Source organism: Mycolicibacterium frederiksbergense, assembly GCF_012223425.1.
Lineage (GTDB): Bacteria > Actinomycetota > Actinomycetes > Mycobacteriales > Mycobacteriaceae > Mycobacterium > Mycobacterium frederiksbergense.
In genome coordinates this window covers 1601305-1628263 of record NZ_CP038799.1, presented here as the reverse complement: position 1 = coordinate 1628263, position 26959 = coordinate 1601305, and the positions used below count along the sequence as shown (strand labels likewise).

The 26959-nt window shown below is 68.1% G+C and carries 32 protein-coding genes; 22 read left to right on the top strand and 10 right to left on the bottom strand.

Annotation, left to right across the window (positions count from 1 at the left end):
* Positions 1 to 28: 28 nt before the first annotated feature.
* Both EXE63_RS10855 and EXE63_RS10850 read right to left on the bottom strand, forming a co-directional pair.
* Positions 29 to 901 carry a polyphosphate kinase 2 family protein gene (locus EXE63_RS10855; RefSeq protein ID WP_168141956.1) on the bottom strand — a complete coding sequence of 291 codons (873 nt, stop codon included), beginning with the start codon at positions 899 to 901 and terminating at the stop codon, positions 29 to 31.
* Positions 902 to 907: 6 nt separating this feature from the next.
* Entirely contained in the window at positions 908 to 1609 is a 702-nt protein-coding gene (locus EXE63_RS10850; protein WP_168141955.1) for a TetR/AcrR family transcriptional regulator, read from the bottom strand.
* Between the two features lie 78 nt (positions 1610 to 1687).
* Here EXE63_RS10850 and EXE63_RS10845 point away from each other — a divergent pair, with 78 nt between their 5' ends.
* The 5 genes from EXE63_RS10845 to EXE63_RS10825 all read left to right on the top strand — a co-directional run bounded on the left by EXE63_RS10845 (position 1688) and on the right by EXE63_RS10825 (position 4881).
* Entirely contained in the window at positions 1688 to 2977 is a 1290-nt protein-coding gene (locus tag EXE63_RS10845; protein WP_168141954.1) for a DUF445 domain-containing protein, read from the top strand.
* An 85-nt stretch (positions 2978 to 3062) separates the two neighbouring features.
* Complete coding sequence (locus EXE63_RS10840; protein ID WP_105362117.1) at positions 3063 to 3506, top strand: helix-turn-helix domain-containing protein; 444 nt, start codon at positions 3063 to 3065, stop codon at positions 3504 to 3506.
* Positions 3507 to 3517: 11 nt separating this feature from the next.
* Positions 3518 to 4156, top strand: a complete 639-nt coding sequence (locus EXE63_RS10835) for a heparin-binding hemagglutinin (protein WP_168141953.1) — start codon at positions 3518 to 3520, stop codon at positions 4154 to 4156.
* A gap of 40 nt (positions 4157 to 4196) precedes the next feature.
* The gene (locus tag EXE63_RS10830) at positions 4197 to 4478 is read left to right on the top strand and encodes a DUF2516 family protein (RefSeq protein ID WP_210000689.1); all 282 of its coding nucleotides are present in this window, start codon (positions 4197 to 4199) and stop codon (positions 4476 to 4478) included.
* A 4-nt stretch (positions 4479 to 4482) separates the two neighbouring features.
* Complete coding sequence (locus EXE63_RS10825) at positions 4483 to 4881, top strand: DUF2599 domain-containing protein (protein ID WP_168141951.1); 399 nt, start codon at positions 4483 to 4485, stop codon at positions 4879 to 4881.
* A gap of 36 nt (positions 4882 to 4917) precedes the next feature.
* Here EXE63_RS10825 and EXE63_RS10820 read toward each other — a convergent pair whose 3' ends face one another.
* The 4 genes from EXE63_RS10820 to EXE63_RS10805 are packed head-to-tail and all read right to left on the bottom strand — an operon-like array spanning position 4918 to position 7877.
* Positions 4918 to 5775, bottom strand: a complete 858-nt coding sequence (locus EXE63_RS10820; protein ID WP_168141950.1) for an LmeA family phospholipid-binding protein — start codon at positions 5773 to 5775, stop codon at positions 4918 to 4920.
* Positions 5772 to 6578, bottom strand: coding sequence for a carbon-nitrogen hydrolase family protein (locus tag EXE63_RS10815; protein ID WP_168141949.1), 807 nt, complete (start codon positions 6576 to 6578; stop codon positions 5772 to 5774). The genes EXE63_RS10820 and EXE63_RS10815 overlap by 4 nt, the downstream gene beginning before the upstream one ends.
* Positions 6579 to 6588: 10 nt before the next feature.
* The gene (locus EXE63_RS10810; RefSeq protein WP_168141948.1) at positions 6589 to 7392 is read right to left on the bottom strand and encodes a class I SAM-dependent methyltransferase; all 804 of its coding nucleotides are present in this window, start codon (positions 7390 to 7392) and stop codon (positions 6589 to 6591) included.
* Complete coding sequence (locus EXE63_RS10805; RefSeq protein WP_168141947.1) at positions 7371 to 7877, bottom strand: DUF2505 domain-containing protein; 507 nt, start codon at positions 7875 to 7877, stop codon at positions 7371 to 7373. Before EXE63_RS10805 ends, EXE63_RS10810 begins: the two co-directional genes overlap by 22 nt.
* A 25-nt stretch (positions 7878 to 7902) precedes the next feature.
* On the opposite strand from EXE63_RS10805, the gene EXE63_RS10800 reads away from it, so the two are divergent.
* Together EXE63_RS10800 and EXE63_RS10795 are read left to right on the top strand one after the other, a co-directional pair.
* Positions 7903 to 8958, top strand: a complete 1056-nt coding sequence (locus EXE63_RS10800; RefSeq protein WP_234904441.1) for a UDP-N-acetylmuramate dehydrogenase — start codon at positions 7903 to 7905, stop codon at positions 8956 to 8958.
* A 15-nt stretch (positions 8959 to 8973) separates the two neighbouring features.
* Positions 8974 to 10296, top strand: coding sequence for a L,D-transpeptidase (locus EXE63_RS10795; RefSeq protein ID WP_168141945.1), 1323 nt, complete (start codon positions 8974 to 8976; stop codon positions 10294 to 10296).
* Here EXE63_RS10795 and EXE63_RS10790 read toward each other — a convergent pair.
* Positions 10280 to 11038 (bottom strand): SDR family oxidoreductase, encoded by a 759-nt coding sequence (locus EXE63_RS10790; protein WP_168141944.1) that lies wholly within the window; start codon positions 11036 to 11038, stop codon positions 10280 to 10282. The genes EXE63_RS10795 and EXE63_RS10790 overlap by 17 nt on opposite strands.
* A 225-nt stretch (positions 11039 to 11263) precedes the next feature.
* Between EXE63_RS10790 and EXE63_RS10785 the strand changes: the two genes are divergently transcribed.
* The 6 genes from EXE63_RS10785 to regX all read left to right on the top strand — a co-directional run bounded on the left by EXE63_RS10785 (position 11264) and on the right by regX (position 17180).
* Positions 11264 to 12556: an ROK family protein gene (locus EXE63_RS10785; protein ID WP_168141943.1), complete on the top strand. Its 1293-nt coding sequence runs from the start codon at positions 11264 to 11266 to the stop codon at positions 12554 to 12556.
* A 44-nt stretch (positions 12557 to 12600) separates the two neighbouring features.
* Positions 12601 to 13923 (top strand): D-inositol-3-phosphate glycosyltransferase, encoded by a 1323-nt coding sequence (mshA, locus tag EXE63_RS10780; protein WP_234904440.1) that lies wholly within the window; start codon positions 12601 to 12603, stop codon positions 13921 to 13923.
* Complete coding sequence (locus tag EXE63_RS10775; protein WP_168141941.1) at positions 13920 to 14429, top strand: type III secretion system chaperone family protein; 510 nt, start codon at positions 13920 to 13922, stop codon at positions 14427 to 14429. The genes mshA and EXE63_RS10775 overlap by 4 nt, the downstream gene beginning before the upstream one ends.
* Positions 14430 to 14433: 4 nt before the next feature.
* On the top strand, positions 14434 to 15183 hold the full coding sequence (locus EXE63_RS10770; protein ID WP_168141940.1) for a phosphoglyceromutase: 750 nt from the start codon (positions 14434 to 14436) through the stop codon (positions 15181 to 15183).
* 119 nt (positions 15184 to 15302) lie between these two features.
* Positions 15303 to 16475 carry a sensor histidine kinase gene (locus tag EXE63_RS10765; protein WP_168141939.1) on the top strand — a complete coding sequence of 391 codons (1173 nt, stop codon included), beginning with the start codon at positions 15303 to 15305 and terminating at the stop codon, positions 16473 to 16475.
* Positions 16476 to 16493: 18 nt separating this feature from the next.
* On the top strand, positions 16494 to 17180 hold the full coding sequence (gene regX / locus EXE63_RS10760) for a two-component sensory transduction protein RegX (RefSeq protein WP_168141938.1): 687 nt from the start codon (positions 16494 to 16496) through the stop codon (positions 17178 to 17180).
* A gap of 127 nt (positions 17181 to 17307) precedes the next feature.
* Here the strand turns inward: regX and EXE63_RS10755 are convergent, their stop codons facing one another.
* The gene (locus tag EXE63_RS10755; RefSeq protein WP_234904439.1) at positions 17308 to 18096 is read right to left on the bottom strand and encodes a DUF3109 family protein; all 789 of its coding nucleotides are present in this window, start codon (positions 18094 to 18096) and stop codon (positions 17308 to 17310) included.
* 34 nt (positions 18097 to 18130) lie between these two features.
* On the opposite strand from EXE63_RS10755, the gene EXE63_RS10750 reads away from it, so the two are divergent.
* From EXE63_RS10750 to EXE63_RS10710, 9 genes are all read left to right on the top strand, one after another.
* The gene (locus tag EXE63_RS10750; protein WP_168141937.1) at positions 18131 to 19111 is read left to right on the top strand and encodes a Ppx/GppA family phosphatase; all 981 of its coding nucleotides are present in this window, start codon (positions 18131 to 18133) and stop codon (positions 19109 to 19111) included.
* Entirely contained in the window at positions 19108 to 20169 is a 1062-nt protein-coding gene (locus EXE63_RS32880) for an Rv0497 family membrane protein (protein WP_234904438.1), read from the top strand. The genes EXE63_RS10750 and EXE63_RS32880 overlap by 4 nt, the downstream gene beginning before the upstream one ends.
* Positions 20170 to 21015: a sugar phosphate isomerase/epimerase family protein gene (locus EXE63_RS10740; RefSeq protein WP_168141936.1), complete on the top strand. Its 846-nt coding sequence runs from the start codon at positions 20170 to 20172 to the stop codon at positions 21013 to 21015.
* Positions 21012 to 21815, top strand: coding sequence for a thioesterase family protein (locus EXE63_RS10735; protein ID WP_168141935.1), 804 nt, complete (start codon positions 21012 to 21014; stop codon positions 21813 to 21815). The genes EXE63_RS10740 and EXE63_RS10735 overlap by 4 nt, the downstream gene beginning before the upstream one ends.
* An 89-nt stretch (positions 21816 to 21904) precedes the next feature.
* Positions 21905 to 22756 carry a pyrroline-5-carboxylate reductase gene (proC, locus tag EXE63_RS10730; protein ID WP_168141934.1) on the top strand — a complete coding sequence of 284 codons (852 nt, stop codon included), beginning with the start codon at positions 21905 to 21907 and terminating at the stop codon, positions 22754 to 22756.
* A gap of 137 nt (positions 22757 to 22893) precedes the next feature.
* Positions 22894 to 23124: a cell division/environmental response transcriptional regulator gene (locus tag EXE63_RS10725; RefSeq protein WP_057170115.1), complete on the top strand. Its 231-nt coding sequence runs from the start codon at positions 22894 to 22896 to the stop codon at positions 23122 to 23124.
* A 76-nt stretch (positions 23125 to 23200) separates the two neighbouring features.
* Positions 23201 to 23302: a 30S ribosomal protein bS22 gene (locus tag EXE63_RS10720; protein WP_003402602.1), complete on the top strand. Its 102-nt coding sequence runs from the start codon at positions 23201 to 23203 to the stop codon at positions 23300 to 23302.
* 30 nt (positions 23303 to 23332) lie between these two features.
* Positions 23333 to 24388: an SDR family oxidoreductase gene (locus tag EXE63_RS10715; RefSeq protein ID WP_168141933.1), complete on the top strand. Its 1056-nt coding sequence runs from the start codon at positions 23333 to 23335 to the stop codon at positions 24386 to 24388.
* 36 nt (positions 24389 to 24424) lie between these two features.
* On the top strand, positions 24425 to 25489 hold the full coding sequence (locus EXE63_RS10710; protein WP_168141932.1) for a lysophospholipid acyltransferase family protein: 1065 nt from the start codon (positions 24425 to 24427) through the stop codon (positions 25487 to 25489).
* Positions 25490 to 25578: 89 nt separating this feature from the next.
* Here the strand turns inward: EXE63_RS10710 and EXE63_RS10705 are convergent, their stop codons facing one another.
* Complete coding sequence (locus tag EXE63_RS10705; RefSeq protein ID WP_168141931.1) at positions 25579 to 26109, bottom strand: FAS1-like dehydratase domain-containing protein; 531 nt, start codon at positions 26107 to 26109, stop codon at positions 25579 to 25581.
* Between the two features lie 26 nt (positions 26110 to 26135).
* Positions 26136 to 26936 (bottom strand): HAD family hydrolase, encoded by an 801-nt coding sequence (locus EXE63_RS10700; RefSeq protein WP_168141930.1) that lies wholly within the window; start codon positions 26934 to 26936, stop codon positions 26136 to 26138.
* Positions 26937 to 26959 lie beyond the last annotated feature (23 nt).

Sequence of the window (26959 nt, the reverse complement as noted above, 5' to 3'; positions counted from 1 at the left end):
CGGGCCAGAATCCGTAGTCTCGGCGGACTCAGGCGTTCTTGAGGCGCTGCTTTTCTGCCTCGACATCGAAATCTGCTGGGGGCCACTGCAGATCGAGGCTCTTGAGGGCCTCGATCATCAGCTCCAGCACCGCGAGCCGGCTGTACCACTTCCGGTTGCACGGCACGATGTGCCACGGCGCGTATTCCGTCGAGGTCTTGTCCAGCATGGCCTGATAGGCCTCTTGGTAGAGCGGCCATTTCAGCCGCTCGTCGATATCGGCCGGGTTGTACTTCCAGTACTTGTCGGGCCGGTCCAGCCGCTCGGCGAGGCGCTTCTTCTGCTCTTCCAGCGACACGAACATCGCCACCTTGACGATGGTGGTGCCGGCGTCGACGAGCTCGCGCTCGAAGGTGTTGATCTCGTCATACCGCGGGCCCCACACGTCCGGTGGCACCAGATTGTGCACCCGCACGATCAGCACGTCCTCGTAATGCGATCGGTCGAAGACGCCGATGTGGCCGGCGGCCGGCAGCGCCTTGTTGATGCGCCACAGGTAATGGTGCGACAACTCCTCGGGCGTCGGCTTGCCGAAGCTGTGATACTGGATGCCTTGTGGATTACTCGCTCCGACAACATGTTTGACGATGCCGCCCTTGCCCGCGGTGTCCATTCCCTGTAACACGAGCAACACCGAACGCCTGTCACCACTGCGGCTGTTGGCGTAGAGCATCTCCTGCAGGCCGGCGAAGCGTTCATTGCGCTCGGCGTGCAGCGCCGGCGCGTCCGATTTGGCACCGGTGAATCCCGGGGTGGCGTTCGCGTCGATCTCGGACACCAAGTCGCCCGGCTTGAACCGCAGATGGGCGTGCGGCTCGTGGCTCCACAGCTTGGACAGTTCCGAGGTGTTGTCTGGGCTCACAACTGGCTAGTCAAGCAGGTGCTGCGGCAGATCGGGGGACGGATGGGGCTGCGAGTTGAACTTCTCCAGCGAGCCGCCGACCTCGACGATGCCGCACAGCGAACTCCACGACAGCATCGTCAGATAGTCGATGAGGTCATCGGTGGACATCCGCGGATTGGACATCCAGGAGTGGGTGGCCAGCTGCACGCCGCCGACGATCATGAACGCCCACGGCTCGACGCCGGAGGTGTCCATCTTCTCGGCCTGCATGCGCCGGCGCAGCATGACGGCGAGCATACGGGCGATGATCTGCTCGGAGTCGTTGATCGCCTTGGTGCGGCTCGAGCTGCTGTTGGACATGACGAATCGGTAGGGCTCGGGTTCGGAGGCGACCGTGTCCACATAGACCCTGATGACTTCCCGCACCAGGGTGTAGCCGTCCAGATTCGACGACAGCGCCGCCGCCATGTTGGGAATCAGCGTGACTTGAGCGAACCGCATCATGACGGCGGTGGTGAGATCGTTCTTGTCCACGAAGTAGCGGTAGAGCACCGTCTTGGAGACACCGATCTCGGCGGCGATCTCATCCATGCTGACATTGGCGCCCCGCTGGCGGATAGCCTCCAGCGTGCCGTCTACCAGCTCGTTTCGTCGTTCGACTTTGTGCTGGTGCCAGCGTCGTTTCCGGCCATCGGTCTTCACCGCTGCCGCGCTCTGCTGTGCCACAGTCGTGATAATCCAATCACTAGGTCGACTCGATACTACGGTGGCCGGGCCACTGGTGCCGTAGCGGATGATGGGGGAGTGGTACACACGAGTTTCGCGGAGTCACTGGCCGGTGCCGACTCGGAGGCAGACCGGGAACGGCAGCGCGGGTTGCGGCGGATGAAGGTCGTCGCGCTGAGCTTCCTGCTCGGCGCGACGGTGATCTTCTTGCTGAGCACCTGGCTCCAATCCCGTGGCGCCGCACCGTGGGTGGGTTATGTTCGCGCCGCCGCCGAGGCGGGCATGATCGGCGCGCTCGCCGACTGGTTCGCGGTGACCGCGCTGTTCAAGCATCCGCTCGGCATCCCCATTCCGCACACCGCGATCATCAAACGCAAGAAGGATCAGCTCGGTGAAGGTCTGGGCACCTTCGTGCGGGAGAACTTCATGTCACCCGATGTGGTCGCGACGAAGCTGCGCGACGCCGAGGTGGCGGGCCGGACCGGCAAGTGGCTCGCGGATCGGCGCAATGCCGAGCGCGTGGCCGCCGAGGTGTCCACGGTGCTGCGCGTGCTCATCGAGATGCTGCGCGACGAAGACGTACAGCAGGTGCTGGACCGGATGATCATCAAGCGCATCGCCGAGCCGCAGTGGGGCCCGCCGATCGGGCGGGTGCTGTCCAGCCTGCTGGAGGAGGGCCGCCAGGAGGCACTGCTGCAACTGCTGGCCGACCGTGCCTTCCAATGGTCGCTGAATTCCGGCGAGGTGATCGAGCGGGTGATCGAGCGCGATTCCCCGACCTGGTCGCCGCGCTGGGTGGATCACCTGGTCGGTGACCGGATCCACCGCGAGCTGATGGACTTCACCGACAAGGTGCGCCGCGACCCGAACCACGAGCTGCGTCGCTCGGCCACCAAGTTCCTGTTCGAGTTCGCCGATGACCTGCAGAACGACGGTGCCACGATTCAGCGTGCGGAGAACGTCAAGGAGCAGATCATGGCGCGCGATGAGGTCGCGCGTGCGGCGGAGACGGCGTGGGCCGCGGCCAAACGGATCGTGCTGGAATCCGTCGATGATCCGTCCTCGACATTGCGGACCCGGGTGTCGGACTCGGTGGTGCGGATCGGCGAGTCGCTGTGCGATGACCCGGAGATGCGCGACAAGGTCGACAACTGGATCGTGCGGGCCGCTCAGCACCTCGTCGCGCAGTATGGGACGGAGATCACAGCGATCATCACCGAGACGATCGAGCGCTGGGACGCCGATGAGGCGAGCCGCCGGATCGAGCTCCACGTGGGCCGTGACCTGCAGTTCATCCGGATCAACGGCACGGTGGTGGGGTCACTGGCCGGGCTGGTGATCTACACGGTGGCGCAGCTGCTCTTCTAAAGTGCTAGCAGAGTGCTTGCAATAGTTAGCACTCGTGCCTACCGTGGGATCCGTCAGCCAATAACCGACGGATCGGAGGTTCATCATGACGCAGGACGAAAATCTTGCCGTTGTGGTGAGCAACGCCGCGCACGACATCGGCGGCTATATCCGGGCACAACGCGAGGCGGCGCAGGTATCGGTGCGCCAACTCGCCGAGAAGGCCGGGGTCAGCAATCCCTACCTCAGCCAGATCGAGCGTGGGCTCCGTAAACCGTCGGCTGATGTGCTCAGCCAGATCGCCAAGGCATTGCGTGTCTCCGCCGAGGTGCTCTACGTCCAAGCCGGAATGCTCGAACCCAGCGAGGGCAGCAAGGTGCGTGACGCGATAGTCACCGATACCGCGATCACCGAGCGGCAGAAGCAGGTGCTGCTCGACATCTACAACTCGTTCTGTCAGCAGAACGAGGCTGAGGCCGAAATAGAGGCTGCAGCAGCCGAATCCGAGCCTGAACCCGAACCACCCGCTGCACAACCGACCACCATCTGAGAGGAAGAACCATGAGCGAGAAGACCCAGCCCACTGTCGAAGACCTCAAGGCTCCGCTGCTGGCGGCTGTCGGCGCTGCCGATCTGGCCCTGGCCAAGGTCAACGAGATCGTCGAGACCCTGCGTGACCGCGCCGATGAGGCGCGCACCGACAGCAAGACCCGCGTCGAAGAGAGCCGAGCACGGCTGACCAAGCTGCAGGAGGATCTGCCCACCCAGTTCGACGAGCTGCGTGACAAGCTGACCCCCGAGGAGCTGCGCAAGGTCGCCGAGAAGTACGCCGATGAGGCGACCAGTCAGTACAACAAGCTCGTCGAGCGCGGCGAGGCCGCCCTGGAGCGCCTGCGCAACCAGCCGGCCCTCGAAGAGGCCGCCTCGCGCGTCGAAGAGGTCACCGATCAGGCCGTCGAGCTGACCCAGGATGCGCTGGGCACCGTCGCCAGCCAGACCCGCGCGGTCGGCGAGCGCGCCGCCAAGCTGGTCGGCGTCGAGCTGCCCAAGAAGGTCGAGAAGGCCACCCCGGCCACCCCGGCCACCCCGGCCACCCCGGCCAAGAAGGCTCCGGCCAAGAAGGCCGCCGCCACCCCGGCCGCCAAGAAGGCCGCCCCGGCCAAGAAGGCGACCCCGGCCAAGAAGGTCACCCAGAAGTAGGTTCGCGAACCGGATGGCACCCGCATAGGCTGCAGGCGTGATGCTTGCAAACCTGGCGGGTGCCATTCTGCTTGTCCTGGTCGGGGTCGTGGTCCTGGTCGGTGTGTACGCGTTCGTCCACGCCGCGATGCAACGGCCCGACGCGTACACCGCCGCCGGAAAGCTCACCAAGCCGGTCTGGTTGCTGATCCTCGGCGGGGGCGTGCTCCTGGCGCTGCTGCTGCGCGACGCGTTCGGCGCCGCGATCTGTGCCTGCGCGACGGGTGTCTACCTGGTCGACGTGCGGCCGAAGATCCTGGAAATCCAGGGAAAGTCACGCTGAGGCGATGCGTGTCCTCAGCGCCGCACTGTGCGCGGCCGGTCTGCTGCTGAGCGCACCGACCGCTGCGGCCGAGCCTGCGGGCACCTACATCGACCACACCTCATGGGTGCAGTGGGGCGACCTGAAGAGCCTGCGGGTGTATCCGACCCCGGTCGGCCGCGCGCAGGCCGCAATTCCGGGCACCCAGCCGCAGCAGAATCAGGCCTGGGCCGAGGTGCTGGCCATCTCGCCGGAGGCCGATATCCCGGGAATGCAGGCGCAATTCAACTGCCACTGGCAGTTCGCCGAGTTCGTCGAGCCCGGCAAGACCAGCTGGAATCTCGAGCCGTGGCGGCCCGAGGTCAGCGATGCCGAACTGGTGGCCGCTGGCTGTAACCCCGGCGGCACTGAAGAGCCGTTCTGAACCTGATCGCCGGATTCCTCAACCCGGGTTGTCCGGCTAAAGTCCCGCGAAGCAGGGATCCGAGCTCTGCCCGGTGCTGGGCGGCATGGCGGCATTGCGGCTGAAGAACTTCGCGACCACACCGGAATCGGTGACCTCCACGCTGTCGGCCTTGATGTCCAGCGGGTAGTTCTCGGTCATCTGCTTGAGGAACGCGTCCAGCGCGGGCTGCACGGTCTCCCGGGGCAGCACGAAGCCCAGGCCCGTCAGCGCCTCCACCGTCAGCGTCAACTCGTTGTTCCGCACCTCGGGCTTGGTGACGATGCTGCCGAGCATGCCCTGCAGTTCGATGGTGCCGTCGCTGGGATTGGTCGTCACACCGTTGACGAAGCTGCCGATCAGCGGGATCGCGTTCTGGATGGTCCGCTTGATGCCGTCGGCCGACCAGGTGATCTTGACGTCCAGCGCGCCGACGGTGCCGGGTGCGGCCGGGTTGTTGGTGACCTGGACGTCGTTGATGACGATCTCGGCCTTCATCCCCTCGGCCTCACGGATGCGTTCCCCGCCGGTGGTCACGGTGATGTTGTTGTAGTTGTCGCTGAGGTACTGCATCACGATCGGGCGCGGGCCGAACGACACGTCGACGCTGTCCTGCACCACGCAGGAGGTGATGCGGGTGACCGTCGAGTCGGCGATCCGGCGGGCCACCAGTTCGGTGCCGACGATGCCGGCCACGGCCAACGCCAACACGATGACCACCACCAAGACGATGGACAGCGGGTCACGGAACAGCCGCTTGAGCCTGCTCTGCGGCTCGGCCTCCGGCGTCGGCTCCGGCTGGTGCGGCGGCGGTGGCTGCGGCACGGGCGGGGGCGGCGGTACCTCGTCGGCAGGTCGGGCCCAGGGATCGGTCACGCCGTCGATTGTGCCCTAGCGAAATGAGTGCGGTTACGCAGCACCGCGATCGTCTCGCGGGCCTTGGCCGCGGCGTCCAGGTCGATATCGGTCACCAGAAGCCGTTCGCCGGCGTCCGCGGCGGCGATGACCTCCCCGGTTGCCGAGGCGACGAGGCTGCCCCCGACCCCGGTCGGACCGAGCGCGGCGATCTCGTCACCGGGGTAGGCCTGATCGACGGCGGCCACGACAGCAGTGGTGTCGACGGCGCGGGCCCGGGCCAGCAACGTCCACTGGTCCAGCTTGCCGGGGCCGGTGCCCCACGACGCGTGCACGGTGATGAGTTGGGCGCCGCGATCGGCCAGATCGGTGTACAGCTCCGGAAAGCGGACGTCGTAGCAGAGAGTCAACCCCACCCGCACACCGCCGACATCGATCACCGTCGGCTGGTCTCCGGGCGCCACGGTCTTGGACTCGGCGAAACCGAACGCGTCGTAGAGGTGAATCTTGTCGTAGTGCGCGTCGGTGGTGGGGCCGGACGCGATCAGCGTGTTGGTCACCCGGCCGTCACCCGACGGGCAGAACATGCCCGCCACGACCGTGATCCCGGTGCGCTGCGCGACGGCGCGGACACCGTCGGCCCAGGGGCCGTCGAGAGGTTCGGCGACCGGGGCCAGTGGGACGCCGAACCGGCACATGGTGGCCTCGGGGAACAACACCAGCGTGGCGCCGGCGTCGGCGGCCTCACGGCTGTACCTGTCGACGCGGTCCAGATTGGTCGTGGGGTCGGCGCCGGACCGGATCTGAGCCAGGGCAATCCGCATGCAGTCCAGATTAGGTCGCGGGTGCGACGGCCGCCCACGGCACGGTCAGCACGCCGTCACGCAGCCGACGGCGCGGCGGGTCGACCGGAAAGCCGTCGGCGCGTAGCAGCTCCAGCATCGCCCGCCAGCGCACCCGCGGGCCGAACACCCCCTGCCCGGCCGCGGCCGCCCAGGCCCGGTCCGCGGCGTGCAGCAAGGTGTGGATCGGCTGGCCCTCGACGTTGTGGTGGATCAGCGCCTTCGGCAGCCGCTCGGCCAGTTCCGCGGGCCGTTCGATGGCGAACGGATCGCAGGCCAGCGTCAGGCTCACCGGCCCGTCGGCGTCCAGCAGCACCCAGCAGCAGAGCCGGCCCAACTCGTCGCAGGTGCCATCGACGAGCAGCCCGCCGGGGGCCAGCCCCGCCCGCAACTGCGCCCAGGCGGCGTCCACCTCGGTGACCGGGTACTGCCGCAGCACGTTGAACGCCCGCACCAGCACCGGTCGCAGCCCGGCCAGTTCGAAACCGCCGAGGGCGAACTCGACACCGTCGGTGGCCGAGAGCGCCGCGGTGCGGACCCGCTCCGGGTGGATCTCCAGGCCGACCACCCGCACGTCCGGGCGCACCGTCTGCAACCGCGATGCCAGTTCCAGGGTCGTGACGGGCAGCGCGCCGTAACCGAGATCGACGACCAGCGGGTCGGTGGCGGTCAGCAGCGCCGTACGCACCCGCGGCGAGTGCACCAGCCAGCGGTCGCTGCGGCGCAGCCGGTTGTAACCGGTGGTGCCGCGTGTCGCCACGCCGAGCGGCTTCTTCAGACGTGCTCGTTGATCCATCGCGAGGTGAACTGTTCTTCCAGCCGGACCATCTCCGCAAGTTGGCCGCCGATGAAGCCCTCGACCTTGCCGCCCAGCAGCGGTATCCGCACCTCGACGGTGGCCCGCACGTCCACCCGGGCGCCGTCACCGAGGCTGCTCATCGCGGCGGTGCCGCCGACCCGCACCGGTGCACCCGGCACGGTGCCCTTGATGGTGCCGGTGGCCTGGCCGTCGGAGACCGGACTCCAGATTTCCTCGCGAACCAGGGTGAGGTCCCCGGCGTGCAGTTGGCTGACGAATCCGGGCAGCCGGTGGAAGCGGACCGTCTGGGTGGTGGCGATCAGCAGGCCGCCGTCGTCGTCGATGGTCAGCGCGTCCAGGGTGGCGTCATCGCAGCCGGACTTCTCCAGCCGCTCCAGCCAGTACGCCTCATCGGCGAACGCGCCGTGCACCTGCGTCACGCTGCACCGGTACTCCGCTGCCATGTCATAGGAACGCGGCATGCCGGTCACGCTACCGTTAGCGGCCGTGGCCGGAACGAATTTCGCGGGCGCGGCGGTTGCCGAGAACGTGCCGCTCGCTGCGCGGACGACTGTGCGCGTCGGCCCCGTCGCGCGGCGACTGATCACCTGCGACACCACCGACAAACTTGTCGCCGCGCTGTCGGCGCTGCCCGTGGGTGACGACGTGCTGGTGCTGGCCGGCGGCTCCAACGTGGTGCTGGCCGACGACCTGTCGGGATTGACGGTGGTGGCGGTCGCCAACACCGCGATCACCGTCGATGGTTCCGTGCTGCGCGCCGAGGCGGGTGCGCCCTGGGACGATGTCGTGGTGGCCGCGCTGGCCCACGGTCTCGGCGGGCTGGAATGCCTGTCCGGTATCCCGGGATCGGCGGGTGCCACCCCGATCCAGAACGTCGGTGCCTACGGGGCCGAGGTCGCCGACACCATCTCGCGGGTCAGGCTGCTGGACCGCAGCACCGGGCTCGACGAATGGGTCGGGCCCGACCGGCTCGGGTTCGGGTACCGGCACAGTGTGCTCAAGTACCAGTCCTCGATCATCGTGTTGGAGGTCGAGTTCACCCTCGACCCGGCCGGGCGCAGCGCACCGCTGCGGTACGGAGAACTCGCCTCGACGCTGGGCGTTCCGGCCGGCCAGACGGCCGACCCTGGGCGGGTGCGCGAGGCGGTACTGGCCTTACGCGGCGCCAAGGGGATGGTGCTCGACACCGCCGACCACGACACCTGGAGCGTGGGGTCTTTCTTCACCAACCCGGTGGTGACGCCCGAGGCCTTCGAACGACTGAGCGCCGACGCCGGCGTGCCGGTGCCGCACTATCCCGCGCCCGACGGCGTGAAACTGGCGGCCGGTTGGCTGGTCGAACGGTCCGGTTTCGGCAAGGGGTATCCCGGACCCGACGAACCTGCCCGGTTGTCCACCAAACATGCGCTGGCGCTGACCAATCGGGGCTCCGCGACCACCGCGGAGCTGATTGCGCTGGCCAGGGCGGTGCGCGACGGGGTACTGAGCCGCTTCGGGATCGAACTCACACCCGAGCCGGTACTGATCGGGTGCGATCTCTAGGTACGCTGGGTCCACGTGAGACCTACCGGTGAATGTGAAGGCGCCCAGCTGAGTCGGCGTCGTGCGCTCACCATCCTGGGTCTCGGCGGCGCCGGCTTCCTGGCGGCCTGTGCGAGCACCTCCGGGACGGGCGCCGGCGCACCCGAGCCCACCGAAGAAGCGTCGGCACCGAGCATCACCCTGACCCCCGATGACGCGTCGGCCGATGTGGTGCCGACCGCCGCAGCCGGGGCCAAGGTCAGCGACGGCTGGTTCCAGCGCATCTCGCTGACCAATGCCGCCGGTGATCCGGTCGACGGAAAGCTCAACCGCGACCGGACCGAGTTCACCGTCACCGAGCCACTGGGCTACGGCGGCGACTACACCTGGGCCGGTTCGGTGGTGGGCCGTGACGGTAAGGCGGTTCCCGTCACCGGCGGGTTCAGCACCGTCAACCCGCAGACCACGGTGAGCGGTGTGTTCCAGCTCGCCGATCATCAGACCGTCGGGGTGGCCGCGCCGATCATCCTGCAATTCGACGCCGCCATCGCCGATGCGGACAAGGCCACCGTCGAGAAGGCGCTCACGGTCACCACCACGCCCGAGGTCGAGGGCAGCTGGGCCTGGCTGCCCGACGAAGTCGGCGGCTCCCGGGTGCACTGGCGCACCAAGGACTACTACCCGGCCGGTGCCACCGTGCACGTCGACGCGAATCTCTACGGGGTGTCCTTCGGCCCGGATGCCTACGGCGCCGCGGACTCGACGCTGGACTTCACCATCGGCAGGCGTCAGGTGGTCAGGGCCGAGGCATCCAGCCACCGCATCCAGGTGCTCGACGGCGCAGGCGCGGTCGTCATGGATTTCCCGTGCAGCTACGGCGAAGGCGACCTGGATCGCAACGTCACCCGCAGCGGCATCCACGTGGTCACCGAGAAGTATGAGGACTTCTACATGACCAACCCGGCCGCCGGGTACGCCAACGTGCGGGAGCGATTCGCGGTGCGCATCTCCAACAACGGCGAGTTCATTCACGCCAACCCGGCCAGTTCCGGTGCGCAGGGCAACACCAACGTCACCAACGGCTGCATCAACCTCTCGCTCACCGACGCCGAGCAGTACTTCAACACCGCGATGTACGGCGACCCTGTCGAGGTGACCGGCACCCGCATCGACCTGTCCTACGCGGACGGCGACATCTGGGACTGGGCCGTGCCGTGGAGCGAATGGACGTCCATGTCGGCGCTCAGCAGCGACGACCCGCCGTCGAACATCCCCGTCACCGCGCCGGTCACCCCCAGCGATGCCCCGACGCTGTCGGGGACGCCCACCACGACGCCGGTTCCTACCCCCGGCGGTTGACGCGGGAACCGGTCGCGCCGGTGACCTGATCACGTGGGCGGACCACGATGAGATCCAGGTCGACGTGCGCAGGCCGGCTCGCGACGAACCCGATGACCTCGGCGATGTCCTCGGCCACCAGTGGTTCCACCCCGGCGTACACCTTCTCGGCGCGCTCGGCGTCCCCGTCGAACCGGTTCAGCGAGAAGTCGGTCTTGACCATTCCCGGCGCCACCTCGGTGAGCCGGACCGGCTTGCCGAACAGCTCGCTGCGCAGTGTGCGGTGCAGGACGCCCTGAGCGTGCTTGGCCGTGGTGTAGCCAGAACCGTTGTCGTAGGTCTCCAGTGCGGCGATCGAGGTGACGGTGACGATGAGTCCGTCACCGGAGTCGATCAGCTTGGGCAGCAGCGCTTTCGTGACGTGCAGGGTGCCCAGCACGTTGGACTCCCACATCCAGCGCCAGTTTTCGATGTCGGCATCGGCCACCGACTCCAGCCCGCGGGCGCCACCGGCGTTGTTGACGAGCACATCCACCCGGTCCAGGCGTTCGGCCAGGGCCGCCACCGCGGCCGGATCGGTGACGTCCGCCACAATTGCGGTGCCGTCGATTTCGGCGGCCAGCGCCTCGATGGGCCCGGGCCGTCGTGCCACGCAGATCACGTGAAATCCCTGTGCGGCAAGCGTTTTCGCGGTTGCTTCGCCGATTCCGGCACTGGCTCCGGTGACTACCGCGACGCGGCGCCGATCTGTTGAGGTCGTCATGGTGACAACCCTAATCCCGCGCATCTGACCTTCGCGTGAGCGTCGGCGGGCGTGCTACGTTGGCGGCGTGTTCTCGATGAGTCGGGCGAGCGTTCTCGCCGCGCGGTGTGCGTGTTGTTGTTGCGCACCCGCCGCGCCCTGCTGACCCCGAGGACCATTTCGTCCCGCTGAGTCGCCGGTGTGGCAGACGCCCACCCATCCACGACTCAGACCCGAGGACTCCCCATGGCCACCATCGCTGCCTCTCCTGCCGCCGCCCGTCAGACCCCCGCCGCGCACGCCAAGCGCGCCCTATTGGCCCGGCACCACATCGTCGCGCCGTCGCTGAAGGTCGCCGATGCAGCCGCCGCATCGGTGTTCGGTGCCGCCCGCGGGCGCGGCCCGATCGCCCGTGACGCCATCGCGCGGGTCACCGGGCTGAGCATCGCCACGGTGAACCGCCAGGTCACCGCCCTGCTTGAGGCCGGGGTGCTGCGCGAACGCGCGGATCTCGCGGTGTCCGGGGCCATCGGTCGCCCGCGCATCCCGGTCGAGGTCAACCATGAGCCGTTCCTGACTCTGGGCCTGCACATCGGCGCCAAGACCACCAGCATCGTGGCCACCGATCTGTTCGGCCGGACCCTCGACGTCGTGGAGACCCCGACCCCGCGCGGTGCCCAGAGCGCCGCGCTGACAGCACTGGCCGGCAGCGCGCGGCGCTACCTGAGTCGGTGGCACCGCCGCCGCCCGTTGTGGGTGGGTGTTGCCGCCGGTGGCGTCGTGGACAGCACCTCCGGATATCTGGACCACCCCCGGTTGGGCTGGACGCAAGCGCCCGTCGGCCCGGTGCTGGCCGAGACGCTGGGACTGCCGGTGTCGGTGGCCTCGCACGTCGACGCCATGGCCGGTGCCGAGTTGTTGCTCGGGGGGCGTCCTCCGAGCGCGCAGGCCGGTACCAGCCTCTATGTCTACGCCCGCGAGACCGTTGGCTACGCGCTGTCCATCGGCGGCCGCGTGCACTCGCCGGCGAGCGGCCCGGGCACCATCGCCGCGCTACCGGTGAGTTCCGAGTTACTGGGTGGCACAGGTCAATTGGAGTCGACAGTCAGCGACGAAGCGGTGCGCAACGCGGCCCGCGCCCAGCGCATCGTGCCGTCCGAGGGCCCCGCGTCGACGCTGCCTGCGGTGCTGCGCGCCGCCCGCGGCGGCCACGAGGGCGCCCGCGCGCTGCTGGCCGAACGGGCCAGGGTGCTCGGTGAGGCGGTGGCGCTGCTGCGCGACATGCTCAACCCCGACGATCTGGTGGTCGGCGGTCAGGCCTTCACCGAGTACCCGGAGGGGATGGAGCCGCTCGAGCGCGCGTTCGCGGCGCGGACCGTGCTGGGACCCCGCGATATCCGGGTGACCGCGTTCGGGAACCGGGTGCAGGAAGCGGGTGCCGGTGTGGTGTCGCTCGGCGGTCTGTACGCCGACCCGATCGCCGCCATGCGCCGCGCCCGGCTGCGCCGCGGCGAAGCCGGTGTGCTCGGTGCTTCCTGATACCTCGGATGTGGTCAGCTCGGCGCAGGTGTAGACATGTCATTGTGCGCGCCGTCCCAGAAACGCCCGGACTGAAGGACACTGCCCGTCGCGTTGCGGTGCTCTCGGTGCACACCTCGCCGCTGGCCCAACCCGGAACCGGTGATGCCGGCGGCATGAACGTCTACGTGCTGCAGACCGCGTTGGAGTTGGCCCGTCGTGGTGTCGAGGTCGAGATCTTCACCCGGGCCACCTCGTCGGCGGATGCGCCACTGGTCCAGGTCGCGCCCGGAGTGCTGGTGCGCAATGTGGTGGCAGGCCCGTTCGAAGGGCTCGACAAGAACGATCTGCCCACCCAGCTGTGCGCGTTCACCGCCGGCGTCCTGCGCGCCGAGGCCACCCACGAGCCCGGCTACTACGACATCGTGCATTCGCACTACTGGCTGTCCGGGCAGGTCGGATGGCTGGCCGCCGACCGCTGGGCGGTGCCGCTGGTGCACACCGCGCACACCCTTGCCGCGGTGAAGAACGCCGCGCTCGCCGAGGGTGACGCCCCGGAGCCCGCGCTGCGCGCGGTCGGCGAGCAGCAGGTGGTCGACGAGGCCGACCGGCTGATCGTGAACACCGAAATCGAAGCGCAGCAACTGGTTTCGCTGCACAATGCGGACCGGCAGCATATCGACGTGGTGCATCCCGGGGTCGACCTGCGGGTTTTCACGCCGGGTGCGAAGCGGGACGCGCGGGCGGCGCTGGGCCTGGACCCGCGCGAGAAGGTGGTGGCGTTCATCGGGCGCATCCAGCCGCTGAAGGCCCCCGACGTGCTGCTGCGGGCGGTGGCCAAACTGCCCGACATCAGGGTGGTGATCGCCGGCGGGCCCTCGGGCAGCGGACTGGCGACACCCGAAGGCCTCGTTCACCTCGCCGCCGAATTGGGTATCACCGATCGCGTGACGTTCCTTCCTCCCCAGTCCCGCGACGATCTGGTTCGGGTGTACCGGGCCGCCGACATCGTCGCCGTCCCGAGCTACAACGAATCCTTCGGACTCGTCGCGGTCGAAGCACAGGCCTGCGGCACCCCGGTGGTGGCGGCCGCCGTCGGCGGACTACCCGTCGCCGTGCGGGACGGCGTCAGTGGTGCGCTGGTCGACGGCCATGATCCCGAAGCGTGGGCGAAGACACTCGACGAGGTGTTGGCGAAGGATCCGGTTGCGCTCAGCAAGGCGGCCGTCGAGCACGCCGCGACGTTCTCCTGGGCGCACACCGTCGACGGGCTGCTGGACAGCTACGCGCACGCCATCACCGACTACCGCGCCCGGCATCCGCGCCGCGAACCCGCCGGGCGTCGCAACGGTAGGCGCTTCGCGCTGCGCAGGGGGGTGCGGGCGTGAGCAACACGGTCCAGGCCATCATCGAGCAGACGCTGCAGACCAACGAACTCGAATACGAGCACCACAAGGGCGCGCACGGCGGGCTGCCCGGCATCGTGGTGGCGCTGCCGGGCGAGCGCAGGCTCAAGACCAACACCATCCTGAGCCTCGGCGAGCACTCGGTGCGGGTGGAGGCCTTCGTCTGCCGCCGCCCCGATGAGAACTTCGAGGCCGTCTACAAGTTCCTGCTCAAGCGCAACCGCAGGCTCTACGGGGTGGCCTACACGCTGGACAATCTCGGCGATATCTACCTGGTCGGCTGGATGTCGAACAGTTCGGTCGACGCCGATGAGCTCGACCGGATCCTCGGACAGGTACTCGAAGCCGTCGATAGCGACTTCAACACGTTGCTGGAGTTGGGTTTTCGTTCGTCCATCCAGAAGGAGTGGGAGTGGCGGGTGGCCCGCGGTGAGTCGCTGAAGAACTTGGCGGCCTTTGCACATCTCATCGACGACCAGCCTTCGTGACAGAATGCCAGCCATGGCGAATCTGATCCTGCTGCGTCACGGCGAGAGCACGTGGAACGAGAAGAACCTGTTCACCGGTTGGGTCGATGTCGATCTGACCGACAAGGGCCGGGCCCAGGCGATCCGCGGGGGCGAACTGCTCGCCGAGCAAGGCGTGCTGCCCGATGTGCTGTACACCTCGCTGCTGCGCCGGGCGATCGTCACCGCCAACCTGGCGCTGGAGGCCGCCGACCGGCTGTGGATCCCGGTGCACCGGGACTGGCGCCTCAACGAGCGTCACTACGGCGCGCTGCAGGGCCTGGACAAGGCCGCCACCAAGGAGAAGTACGGTGACGAGCAGTTCATGGCCTGGCGCCGCAGCTACGACACCCCGCCGCCGCCCATCGAGAAGGGCAGCGAGTTCAGTCAGGACACCGACCCGCGCTACGCCGATATCGACGGCGGCCCGCTGACCGAATGCCTCGCCGATGTGGTGGCCCGGTTCGTGCCCTACTTCGAGCAGACCATCGTTCCCGATCTCAAGGCCGGTAAGACGGTGCTCATCGCCGCGCACGGCAACTCGCTGCGTGCCCTGGTGAAGTACCTGGACGGCATGTCGGACGACGACATCGTCAGCCTGAACATCCCGACCGGTATCCCGCTGCTCTACGAACTGGACGACACCCTCAAGCCGGTGGTGGCCGGCGGCCGGTACCTGGACCCCGAGGCCGCCGCCGCGGGAGCCGCCGCCGTGGCCGCCCAGGGCGCCAAGTAAGCCAACAGCGGGTGAACGCGAGTAAACGGTGACCGAACTCCTGTCTTTGTTCGTGTGACTTGTCCCGATTTGGCCGCACGCTGCTGGGATGACGTTCACCCGATGCGTACGCTTTTCGCGTGAGTGTCGGTTCCGCGTTGCTGTTGGCGGCAGCGGTGGCATTGCTTGCGCTGGGGGGCGGCGTGGCAGCGGGGATGGTCGTGTCCTCGCGACTTGCCGAACGCCGGGCCCGCCGGCTGGCCGAACAGGGCCGCGGGATCACCATCTCCCAGATGCTCAGTCACATCGCGGCGATGTCACCCATGGGAATCGTGGTGGTCGACGCCTTCCGCGACGTGGTCTACATGAACGACCAGGCCGCCGAACTGGGTCTGGTGCGTGACCGGCTGCTCGACGATCGCGCCTGGCAGGCGGTGCAGCGGTGCCTGTCCACCGGCGCCGACGTCGACATCGATCTGTCGCCGCGCAAGAAGCAGAAGTCGGGCCGCTCGGGTCTTTCGGTGCGCGGCCATGTGCGGTTGCTGGTCGAGGAGGACCACCAGTTCGCGGTGGTGTTCGTCGGAGATCAGTCCGAGCAGGCGCGGATGGAAGCGACCCGCCGCGATTTCGTCGCCAATGTCAGCCATGAGCTGAAGACGCCGGTCGGTGCCATGGGTGTGCTGGCCGAGGCGCTCCTGGCCTCCACCGATGACCCCGACAACGTCCGCCGGTTCGGCGAGAAGATGGTGGTCGAATCCAACCGGCTGGCCAGCATGGTCGGCGAGCTGATCGAGTTGTCCCGGCTCCAGGGCGCCGAACCGCTGCCCCAACTGGACAGCGTCGATGTCGACACCGTGGTCGCCGAGGCGTTGTCGCGTTACAAGGTGGCCGCCGACAACGCCGATATCGCCATCACCACCGATGCCCCGACCGGCTACCGGGTGCTCGGCGACGAGCGGCTGCTCGTGACCGCCATCGCGAACCTGGTGTCCAACGCCATCGCGTACTCGCCGGACGGGTCGGCGGTGTCGATCAGCAGGCGCCGGCGCGGCAACGATATCGAGATCGCGGTGACCGACCGCGGTATCGGCATCGCCCGGGCGGATCAGGAGCGGGTGTTCGAGCGGTTCTTCCGGGTCGACAAGGCCCGTTCGCGTGCCACCGGCGGTACCGGGCTCGGCCTGGCCATCGTCAAGCACGTGGCCGCCAATCACAACGGATCCATCCGGTTGTGGAGTCAGCCGGGTACCGGCTCGACGTTCACCCTCGCCATACCGGCCATTCCCGACGACCGATCGGGTGATGATGATTGAGAGAGGACCGTGTCACCCATGACGAGTGTGCTGATCGTTGAGGACGAGGAGTCCCTGGCCGACCCGCTGGCGTTCCTGCTGCGTAAGGAGGGGTTCGAGGCCACGGTTGTCGGGGACGGCCCGTCCGCGCTGGCCGAATTCGAGCGGGCCGGTGCCGATATCGTGCTGCTGGACCTGATGTTGCCCGGGATGAGCGGTACCGATGTCTGCAAGCAGCTGCGGTCACGGTCGAGTGTGCCGGTCATCATGGTGACCGCCCGCGACAGCGAGATCGACAAGGTCGTCGGGCTGGAGCTCGGCGCCGACGACTATGTGACCAAGCCGTATTCGGCGCGTGAGCTGATCGCCCGGATCCGCGCGGTGTTGCGGCGCGGCGCCGACAGCGAAGACGCCGGTGTCGCGGACGGTGTGCTGGAGGCCGGCCCGGTGCGGATGGATGTCGAACGGCATGTGGTGAGCGTCAACGGCGAGGCGATCACCCTGCCGCTCAAGGAGTTCGACCTACTGGAGTACCTGATGCGCAACAGCGGCCGGGTGCTGACCCGCGGTCAGCTGATCGACCGGGTGTGGGGCGCGGATTATGTGGGGGATACCAAGACCCTCGATGTGCACGTCAAGCGGCTGCGTTCGAAGATCGAAGCCGATCCGGCCAGTCCGGTGCACCTGGTGACGGTGCGCGGGCTGGGCTACAAGCTCGAGGGCTGAGTCCCGACAGATAGTGAATCCTGTTGTGGGACAACAATTTGTGCCGTCATGAGTGATCTGGATTTCGGTAGCAGGCGGTGTTGACGCGACTCGTACGGTCTCGCCCCGCACCCCCGGTTGTGGGCGGCTACTCCGCGGCGCGGGTGGCCGGGTGCACGGCGATCAGGCCGAGTTGGCCGCGGCGTTTACACATGGCCGCCAGCTCGGCGTAGGCCTTCTCGCCGAGCAGCGCGGTGAGCTCGGGCCGGTAGGACTCCCAGACCGGCCGTTCGCCCACATGGGCGGCGGGGTCACCGGTGCAGTACCAGTGCAGGTCGAGGCCGCCCTCGCCCCAGCCGCGCCGGTCGTACTCGGTGATCACGGTCTGGAGCACATCGGAACCGTCCGGCCGGGTCACCCAGTCCTGGGTCCGGCGGATCGGCAGCTGCCAGCAGACCTCGGGTTTCATGGTCAGCGGTTCGACCCCGAGCTTGAGCGCCTTGGAGTGCAGTGCGCATCCGATACCGCCGGGGAATCCGGGCCGGTTCTGGAAGATGCAGGCACCCTTGTACTTGCGGGTGCGCAGATTCGGCTTGCCGTCGTACTCGTCCTCTTCCAGATAGCCCTTGCGGCCCAGACCCTTGGACCGGAACTGCCAGTCCTCGTCGGTCAGTGTCTTGACGGCGTCGTCGAGTAGGGCCCGATCGTCGTCGTCGGACAGGAACGCACCGTGCGAGCAGCAGCCGTCATCGGGGCGTCCTTCGACGGTGCCCTGGCATGCGGGCGTGCCGAACACACAGGTCCATCTGGACAGCAGCCACGTCATATCGGCCTTGATCAGATGCTTGGGATCCTCGGGGTCGTAGAACTCCACCCACTCCCGGGCGAAGTCCAACTCGACCTCGCCACCGATACCGCCGACATGTGATGTCCCCACAGTTGTCCACGGTAAACCCACTAACGTGGGTCGCGTGCGATTGGGCGTGCTGGATGTGGGCAGCAATACGGTGCATCTGTTGGTTGTCGATGCGCGCCGGGGCGGCCATCCGACCCCGATGAGTTCCACCAAGGCCGCGCTGCGCTTGGCCGAGGCCATCGACTCGAGCGGAAAGCTGACCCGCAAGGGTTCGGACGCGCTGGTCGCCACCGTCGACGAATTCGCCAAGATCGCGACCAGTTCGGGGTGCGCGGAGATGATGGCCTTCGCGACCTCTGCGGTGCGCGATGCCAAGAACTCCGAGGCGGTGCTGGCCAGGGTGAAGGCCGAGACCGGGGTTTCGTTGCGGGTCCTCAGCGGTGTCGACGAATCCCGGCTCACCTTCCTCGCGGTGCGCCGCTGGTACGGCTGGAGTGCCGGGCGCATCATCAACATCGATATCGGCGGCGGTTCACTGGAGCTCTCCAGCGGTGTCGACGAGGAGCCCGAGGTCGCGATGTCGCTGCCGCTGGGCGCCGGCCGGATGACCAGGGAATGGTTGTCCGAGGATCCGCCGGGTCGCCGCCGGGTGGCGATGCTGCGGGACTGGCTGTCCACCGAGTTGTCCGAGGCGGGCGCGGTGATGCAGGCCGCGGGCACACCGGACCTGGCGGTCGCCACCTCGAAGACGTTCCGTTCGCTGGCCCGCCTCACCGGTGCGGCGCCCTCGGGCGCAGGCCCGAGGGTCAAGCGGACGCTCACCGCAGCCGGCCTACGGCAGCTCATCGCGTTCATCTCTAGGATGACTACGGCCGACAGAGCAGAGCTGGAAGGGGTGAGTGCCGAACGGGCGCCACAGATCGTGGCGGGCGCATTGGTAGCTGAGGCGAGCATGCGGGCGCTGGGTGTCGAAACGGTACAGATCTGTCCCTGGGCATTGCGGGAGGGACTGATTCTGCGGAAACTCGACAGTGAAGCGGACGGAACCGCCCTGGTCGAGACCACCCCAGCCACTCCCAAGGGCAACACACGATGACAGAACCGAGCGATACCACGTCCACCCGCCCGATATCGGTGGCGGAACTGCTCGCCAAGAACGGATCGATCGGATCCCCGGCGCCCGGCGGCCGCCGCCGGCGCCGCCGCGGCAATGCCGATGCGGTCACCGTCGCCGAGTTGACCGGCGAGATCCCGATCATCGCCCTCGAGGACGCACCCACGGCCGAGGATTCCCCGGTCGTCGAGGACGCACCCACGGCCGAGGACACCCCCGTTGTCGAGGACACCCCGGTGCAGGCCGAGGTCGAACCGGAACCGGAACCGGAACCGGAACCGGAACCGGAACCGGAACCGGAACCGGAACCGGAACCGGAACCGGAGGCAGAGCCCGACGCCGAGGCCGAGCCCGACGCCGCCGAAACCGATTACGTCGAGCACCTGCAGCAGCGCGATGCGGAGCCCGAGCCACTGGTCTTCGCCCCGCGCCGCCACGCGCACACCTTGAAGAAGCACGCCCCGCATGTCCCGGCCGGTGGCGCCGAGGGGATGTCCTTCGACCCGTTGCACGACGACGATGCCCATGACGGCGATCCGGTCGACGACGACGGCAGCGTCAAGAGGCGCCCGTCGTACCTGAGATCGCCGGCCGACACCCTGTTCGGCGGGGACTCCGTCGCCGACGATGTGGCCCGGCGTGGCCGCACCCCCGGCCCCGAGGACATCGACCTCGACGACAAATTCCTCAACGACGACGACCTCGCGGACACCCAGAAGGTGTCCATCGATGTCGACGAGCCGCTGGCCGCGCTGGACCTGACCGAACCCGACGCCCCGTCGCCCTTCATGCGGGGCGTGTGGATCGTGGTGCAGAGTGTGCTCGCGGTCGCGCTCGGTGCCGGCCTGTTCATCGCCTTCGACCAGCTCTGGAAGTGGAACAACATCGTGGCGTTGGCGCTCTCGGTGCTGGTGATCCTGGGCCTGGTGGTGGGTGTGCGGGTGGTGCGCAAGACCGAGGACATCGCCAGCACGCTGATCGCGGTGGCGGTGGGTGCCATGGTGACGCTCGGGCCGCTGGCCCTGCTGCAGTCCACCTAAGTGCGCCCCGCGATCAAGGTCGGTCTGTCGACGGCCTCGGTGTACCCGCTGCGGACCGAGGCCGCCTTCGACTACGCCGCCCGCCTGGGCTACGACGGTGTCGAGCTGATGGTCTGGGCCGAACCGGTCAGCCAGGACATCGAGGCCGTCGAAGCCCTGTCGCAGACGTACGGCATCCCGGTGCTCTCGGTGCATGCGCCCTGCCTGCTGATCTCACAACGGGTCTGGGGCGCGAACCCGATCGCCAAGCTGGAACGCAGCGTGCGGGCCGCCGAGCAGCTGGGCGCCCAGACCGTGGTGGTACATCCGCCGTTCCGCTGGCAGCGTCGCTACGCAGAGGGGTTCAGCGAGCAGGTCGCCGACCTGGAGGCCGGTAGCGATGTCCTGGTCGCGGTGGAGAACATGTTCCCGTTCCGGGCAGACAGGTTCTGGGGCACCGGACAGCCCTCGATCGAGCGGATGCGCAAACGCGGCGGTAGTCCCGGCCCGGGCATCTCGGCGTTCGCGCCGTCCTTCGACCCGCTCGACGGCGGGCATGCGCACTACACCCTGGACCTGTCGCACAGCGCCACGGCGGGCACCGACGCACTGGAGATGGCGCGACGGATGGGGCAGGGCCTGGTTCATCTGCACCTGTGCGACGGGAGCGGGGCGTCCACCGACGAGCATCTGGTGCCGGGCCGGGGCACCCAGCCCGCCGCCGAGGTGTGCCGTCAGTTGGCCGCCAGTGATTTCACCGGCCACGTCATTCTCGAGGTCACCACCTCGGGAGCCCGTAACGCCGCCGAACGGGAGGCCCTGTTGACCGAGTCCCTGCAGTTCGCCCGGGAGCACCTGCTGCGATGAGCGTGTTGTTCAGCGATGCCATGCGCCTGGGGTCGGCCGGTGACGGCGTGTACGAGGGTGCGCTCAATGAGCACTGGACCATCGGGCCCAAGGTGCACGGCGGGGCGATGCTGGCGCTGTGTGCGAACGCGGCGCGCACCGAACTCGGCACCGGGGACGAGCCCATTGCGGTGTCCGGGAACTTTCTGTGGGCACCGGATCCCGGCGCACTGCGGGTCATCACGACCGTGCGCAAGCGTGGCCGCCGGATCAGCCTGGTCGACGTCGAACTGATGCAGGGCGACCGGGTGGCGGTCCGCGCGGCGATCACCCTCGGTGTCCCCGAGCACGATCTGCCGCCGCTGCTGTCGACGAACCCCGTCGTGCCGCTGATGACGCCCGAACCGCCGCCCGGGCTGGAGCCGATCGGTCCCGGGCATCGGATGGCCGACGTCGTGCACCTGGCCCACGGCTGCGATATCCGGCCGTCGTTGACGACCATGGCGCCGCGCTCGGACGGCGGACCACCGGTCATCGAGTACTGGGTGCGGCCCCGTGGGGAAGCTCCCGATGTGCTTTTCGCCCTGCTGTGTGGCGATGTGTCGGCTCCGGTGACGTTCGGCGTCAACCGGTTCGGCTGGGCCCCCACCGTCCAGCTGACGGCCTTCCTGCGGGCCCGCCCGGCCGACGGCTGGCTGCGGGTGCTGTGCACGACCACCCAGATCGGTCAGGAGTGGTTCGACGAAGACCATGTCGTGGTGGACTCGGCTGGCCGCATCGTGGTGCAGACCCGTCAGCTCGCGCTGGTGCCGTCGACGTAGACGCGAACTTTCCCCCTCGCTGCGCTCGCCCTGACGTTTTCCCCCCGTCGCTTCGCTCGCCCTGGCACCCGCCGTGGGAAACTGCACCCGTGGCAAGAATTGCGATCATCGGCGGCGGAAGTATCGGCGAAGCACTGCTCTCGGGGTTGTTGAGGGCGGGCCGTCAGGTCAAGGACCTCGTTGTCGCCGAGAAGCATCCGGACCGGGCCAAGCAGCTGGCGGACACCTACTCGGTGCGGGTGACCTCGGTGGCCGATGCCGCCGACAGCGCCACCTACATCATCATCGCCGTCAAACCGGCCGATGTGGAGTCGGTGACCGGTCAGATCGCCGAGACGGTCGCCCGCGCCGAGGGCGAGAGCGAGGAGCAGGTCTTCGTCAGCGTCGCCGCGGGTGTGAACACGGCGTTCTTCGAGGCCAAACTGCCCGCGGGCACCCCGGTCATCCGGGTGATGCCGAACGCCCCGATGGTGGTCGGTGGCGGTGTCAGCGCGGTGGCCGCCGGCCGGTTCGCGACGCCCGATCAGCTCAAGGAGGTCTCGGCGATCTTCGACACCGTCGGCGATGTGCTGACGGTGGCCGAATCGCAGCTGGACGCGGTGACCGCGGTGTCGGGTTCGGGACCCGCCTACTTCTTCCTGATGGTCGAGGCCCTGGTCGACGCCGGCGTGGACGCCGGGCTGAGCCGGGAGGTCGCCACCGAACTCGTGGTGCACACCATGGCCGGATCGGCGGCCATGCTGCTGGATCGCCGGGACAGCGCGCAGGCCGGTGTCATGGACACCTCGGCGACCGCGCTGCGGGCCATCGTGACGTCTCCGGGCGGCACCACCGCGGCTGGTCTGCGGGAACTGGAGCGAGGCGGGCTCCGCAGTGCCGTCTCCGATGCCATCGCGGCGGCAAAAAGGCGCTCTGAGCAGCTCGGAATTACATCCGAGTAGTTCACCAATTTCGGACTGATTAGCCAACACCCGTCGCAATAACCCCAGTGGCCACGCTATTCTCCTCGTGTATGCACGCGTACGTGCCAGCGGTGGGGAAGCCGCTGGAACGGCCGTGCCTTATGGATTGGGTTGCGATGACGTCATTGAACGGGCCATCGGCGCGGGATTCCGCCGGCGACGGCCAGCCGAAGGCTCAATTTCTCACCGTCGCGGAAGTGGCAAGCCTGATGCGGGTGAGCAAGATGACCGTCTACCGGCTGGTGCACAACGGCGAACTGCCGGCGGTACGCGTCGGGCGGTCGTTCCGGGTGCATGCCAAGGCGGTCCACGATCTGTTGGAGACCTCGTACTTCGACGCCGGCTAGCACGCGTTTTCCACTTGGCCGGGCCACCCAGGTAAGGTGACGCGGTCAGTTCACTCATTGGTAGGTAGCGGAGTTCATGGGTTCAGTTATCAAGAAGCGGCGCAAGCGCATGTCGAAGAAGAAGCACCGGAAGCTGCTTCGTCGCACTCGGGTTCAGCGCAGAAAACTCGGTAAGTAGCTTTTCGGCTTCGGCCGATAGGCTGGCCCGATGGAGCAGCAGGCGACCGATCCGAAAGTGGTGCTGGTCACCGGCGCCTGCCGGTTCCTCGGCGGCTACCTGACCGCTCGGCTGGTGCAGAACCCGGCGATCGACCACGTCATCGCGGTCGACGCCATCGCGCCGAGCAAGGATCTCCTACGCAGGATGGGGCGCGCGGAATTCGTGCGCGCCGACATCCGCAACCCGTTCATCGCCAAGGTCATCCGAAACGGTGACGTCGACACCGTCGTGCACGCGGCGGCGGCGTCGTATGCGCCGCGGGCGGGCGGGCGGGCGACCCTCAAAGAGCTCAACGTGATGGGGGCCATCCAGCTCTTCGCGGCATGCCAGAAGGCGCCGTCGGTGCGCAGGGTCATTCTCAAGTCCACCTCCGAGGTGTACGGGGCGAGCTCACGCGACCCGGTGATGTTCACCGAGGACGGCGGGGCTCGGCGGCCGCCCGCGGACGGTTTCGCCCGCGACAGCATCGATATCGAGGGCTACGTCCGCGGTTTGGCCCGCCGTCGTCCCGATATCGCGGTGACGATCCTGCGGCTGGCCAACATGATCGGCCCCGCGATGGACACCGCGCTGTCGCGGTACTTGGCCGGTCCGGTGGTGCCCTCGGTGCTGGGGCGCGATGCGCGTCTGCAGCTGCTGCACGAACAGGATGCGCTCGGTGCGCTGGAGCGTGCCACGGTCGCCGGTCGCGCGGGCACCTTCAATGTCGGAGCCGCGGGCATCATCATGATGAGTCAGGCGATCCGCCGATCCGGACGGGTCGCGCTGCCGGTGCCACGTTCGGCGCTGGCCGCCGTCGATTCCTTGAGGCGCGCAACGAGTTACACCGAACTCGATCGCGAGCAGCTGAACTATCTGAGCTACGGCCGGGTGATGGACACCGCGCGCATGCGTAACGTCCTAGGGTATAACCCTAAGTGGACGACAGCGGAGGCTTTTGACGATTACGTGCGGGGACGTGGTCTGACTCCGATCATCGACCCGAAATGGGTACGCTCAGTGGAGAGCCGTGCCGTGACGCTGGCGCAACGCGTCGGAGGCTAGTCGACCAGGTGATTCGGGCGGGGGAGAGGGTGACGCGTGGCGGGTGAACCCAGAGCGAAAGTGATTCCGCTGCACTCCAATTCGGGCCGTTCCTCGGCGCAGCGGCGGGCCTCGCAGCGGGCCGACAGCGCGCGCAGGCACCCGTCTCTGCTCGCCGATCCCGACGGTCGCGCCTCCGCCGAGCAGATGGCCGCCGTCGTCCGCGAGATCGATCAACACCGCAACGGTGCCGCCGAGACGGCTGCCGAGGACACGCCCAACGAGTTGGCCAGGGCCATCTCGGGTATCGCCGAGTTCGTCACCAAACGGATGACCGGTGACTACACCGTCGACGAGTTCGGGTTCGACGCACACCTCAACGACGCCGTCGTGCTGCCCATGCTGCGCGGGCTCTTCAACTCCTGGTTCCGGGTCGAGGTCAGCGGTATCGAGAACCTCCCCCTCGACGGAGCCGCGCTGGTGGTGGCCAACCACGCCGGCGTGCTGCCGTTCGACGGGCTGATGGCCGCGGTCGCCGTGCACGATCACCATCCGCGTCAGCGGGTGCTGCGCATGCTGGCCGCCGACCTGGTGTTCGACATGCCCGTCGTCGGGCAGGCCGCCCGCAAGGCCGGGCACACCGTCGCGTGCACCTCCGACGCGCACCGGTTACTCGCCGCGGGTGAGCTCACCGCGGTGTTCCCCGAGGGCTTCAAGGGCCTCGGCAAGCCGTTCAAGGACCGCTACAAGCTGCAGCGGTTCGGCCGCGGCGGGTTCGTCTCGGCCGCGCTGCGGGCCAGGGCGCCGATCGTGCCGTGCTCGATCGTGGGATCCGAGGAGATCTATCCCAAGATCGGCGACATCAAGCTGCTGGCGCGGGTGCTGGGCCTGCCGTACTTCCCGGTGACCCCGCTGTTCCCGCTGGCCGGGCCGCTCGGGCTGGTGCCGCTGCCGTCCAAATGGCACATCAAGTTCGGGGAACCGATCTCCACCGAGGGCTACGACGAGACGGCCGCCGACGATCCGATGGTCACCTTCGAACTGACCGACCAGGTCCGCGAGACCATTCAGCACACCCTGTATCAGCTGCTGGCCAACCGCCGGAACACCTTCCTGGGCTGATCCGCCGATGCGCTGCGCGAGTGTGAGTCCTCGTCGGCCCCGCGGGGGTTTCACCGACGACGATTCACATTCGGCCGCGACGTGCGGGCTCAGGCGTTCTGTCCGGCCACCATCTTGGCGATCGCGGCATCGCGTGCGGCGGCGATCTGCGCGGTGACCTCATCGGCCTCGCCCTCGTGTTCGGCTTCGCCGAGGATCGTCACGACCGTGGTCATCACCGGGTTGCCGTCGTCATCGGTGACCTCGCCGCGGACCTCGGTGAGGATGGCGCCGTGCGACTCGATGACCGAGTCCAGGTACGAGTCGAACCACAGCTTGTCGCCGACCTTGATGGGGCGGTGGAAGATCAGCTTCTGGTCGCGGTGCAGGACGCGCTCCATGTTGACCGGCACATCGAACTGGTTGAAGATCTCCAGCTGGACCCGCCGGCCGGCCACCGCGATGAACGTCAACGACGCGAGGATGGCGTCGTGACCGTGCTCGGCGGCGCCCTCTTCGGAGTGGTGCGCGGGATGCTCGTCCTTGACGGCGTTCGCGAACTCGCGGACCTTCTCCCGTCCGACCTCGAAATAGTCGGGGTACCGGAAGTGGGTTCCGACGATCTCATCAGCGATTCCCATGGCGGGTCAGCCTATCAGCGCGAAGGTCAACGACCCGCGTCGCGGCGGGACGCCACCGCGGCCAGCGCTCCGCCCACCGCGCCCAGGGCCAGCGCCGACGGAACCCCGATCCGGGCCGCTTTGCGTGCGGTGCGGAAGTCGCGGATCTCCCATCCGCGCTCACGCGCGACATCGCGCAGCGCCGCGTCCGGGTTGATCGCCACCGCCGTGCCGACCAGGGACAGCATCGGCACATCGTTGAAACTGTCCGAGTACGCCGCGCATCGGCGCAGGTTGAGACCCTCGCGGATGGCCAGCGACCGGACCGCGTGCGCCTTGCCCGCCCCGTGCAGGATGTCGCCGACCAGCCGGCCGGTGAACACACCGTCGACCGATTCGGCGATGGTGCCCAGAGCCCCGGTCAGGCCCAGCCGGCGGGCGATGGTGTCCGCGAGTTCGAAGGGGGTGGCGGTCACCAGCCACACCTGCTGCCCGGCGTCGAGATGCATCTGGGCCAGCGCGCGGGTGCCCGGCCAGATCTTGTCGGCGATGATCTCGTCATAGATCTCCTCGCCGAGTTCGACCAGTTCCGCGGTCGAACGGCCCTCGATGAAGGCCAGCGCCTTCTGCTTGCCCTCGGCGACGTCGTCGCTGTTCTCCTTGCCGGTGAACTGGAATTTCGCCTGCGCATAGACGATTCCGAGGATGTCGCCGTAGGTGAAGTACTTGCGGGCGGCCAGCCCGCGGGCGAAGTGCACCAGCGACGAGCCGTGCACCAGGGTGTTGTCGACGTCGAAGAACGCGGCCGCGGTCAGGTCCGGCGGCGGCGGCGGGGGCGTCTCGGACACGTTTCAACCCTAAGTCACGCAGG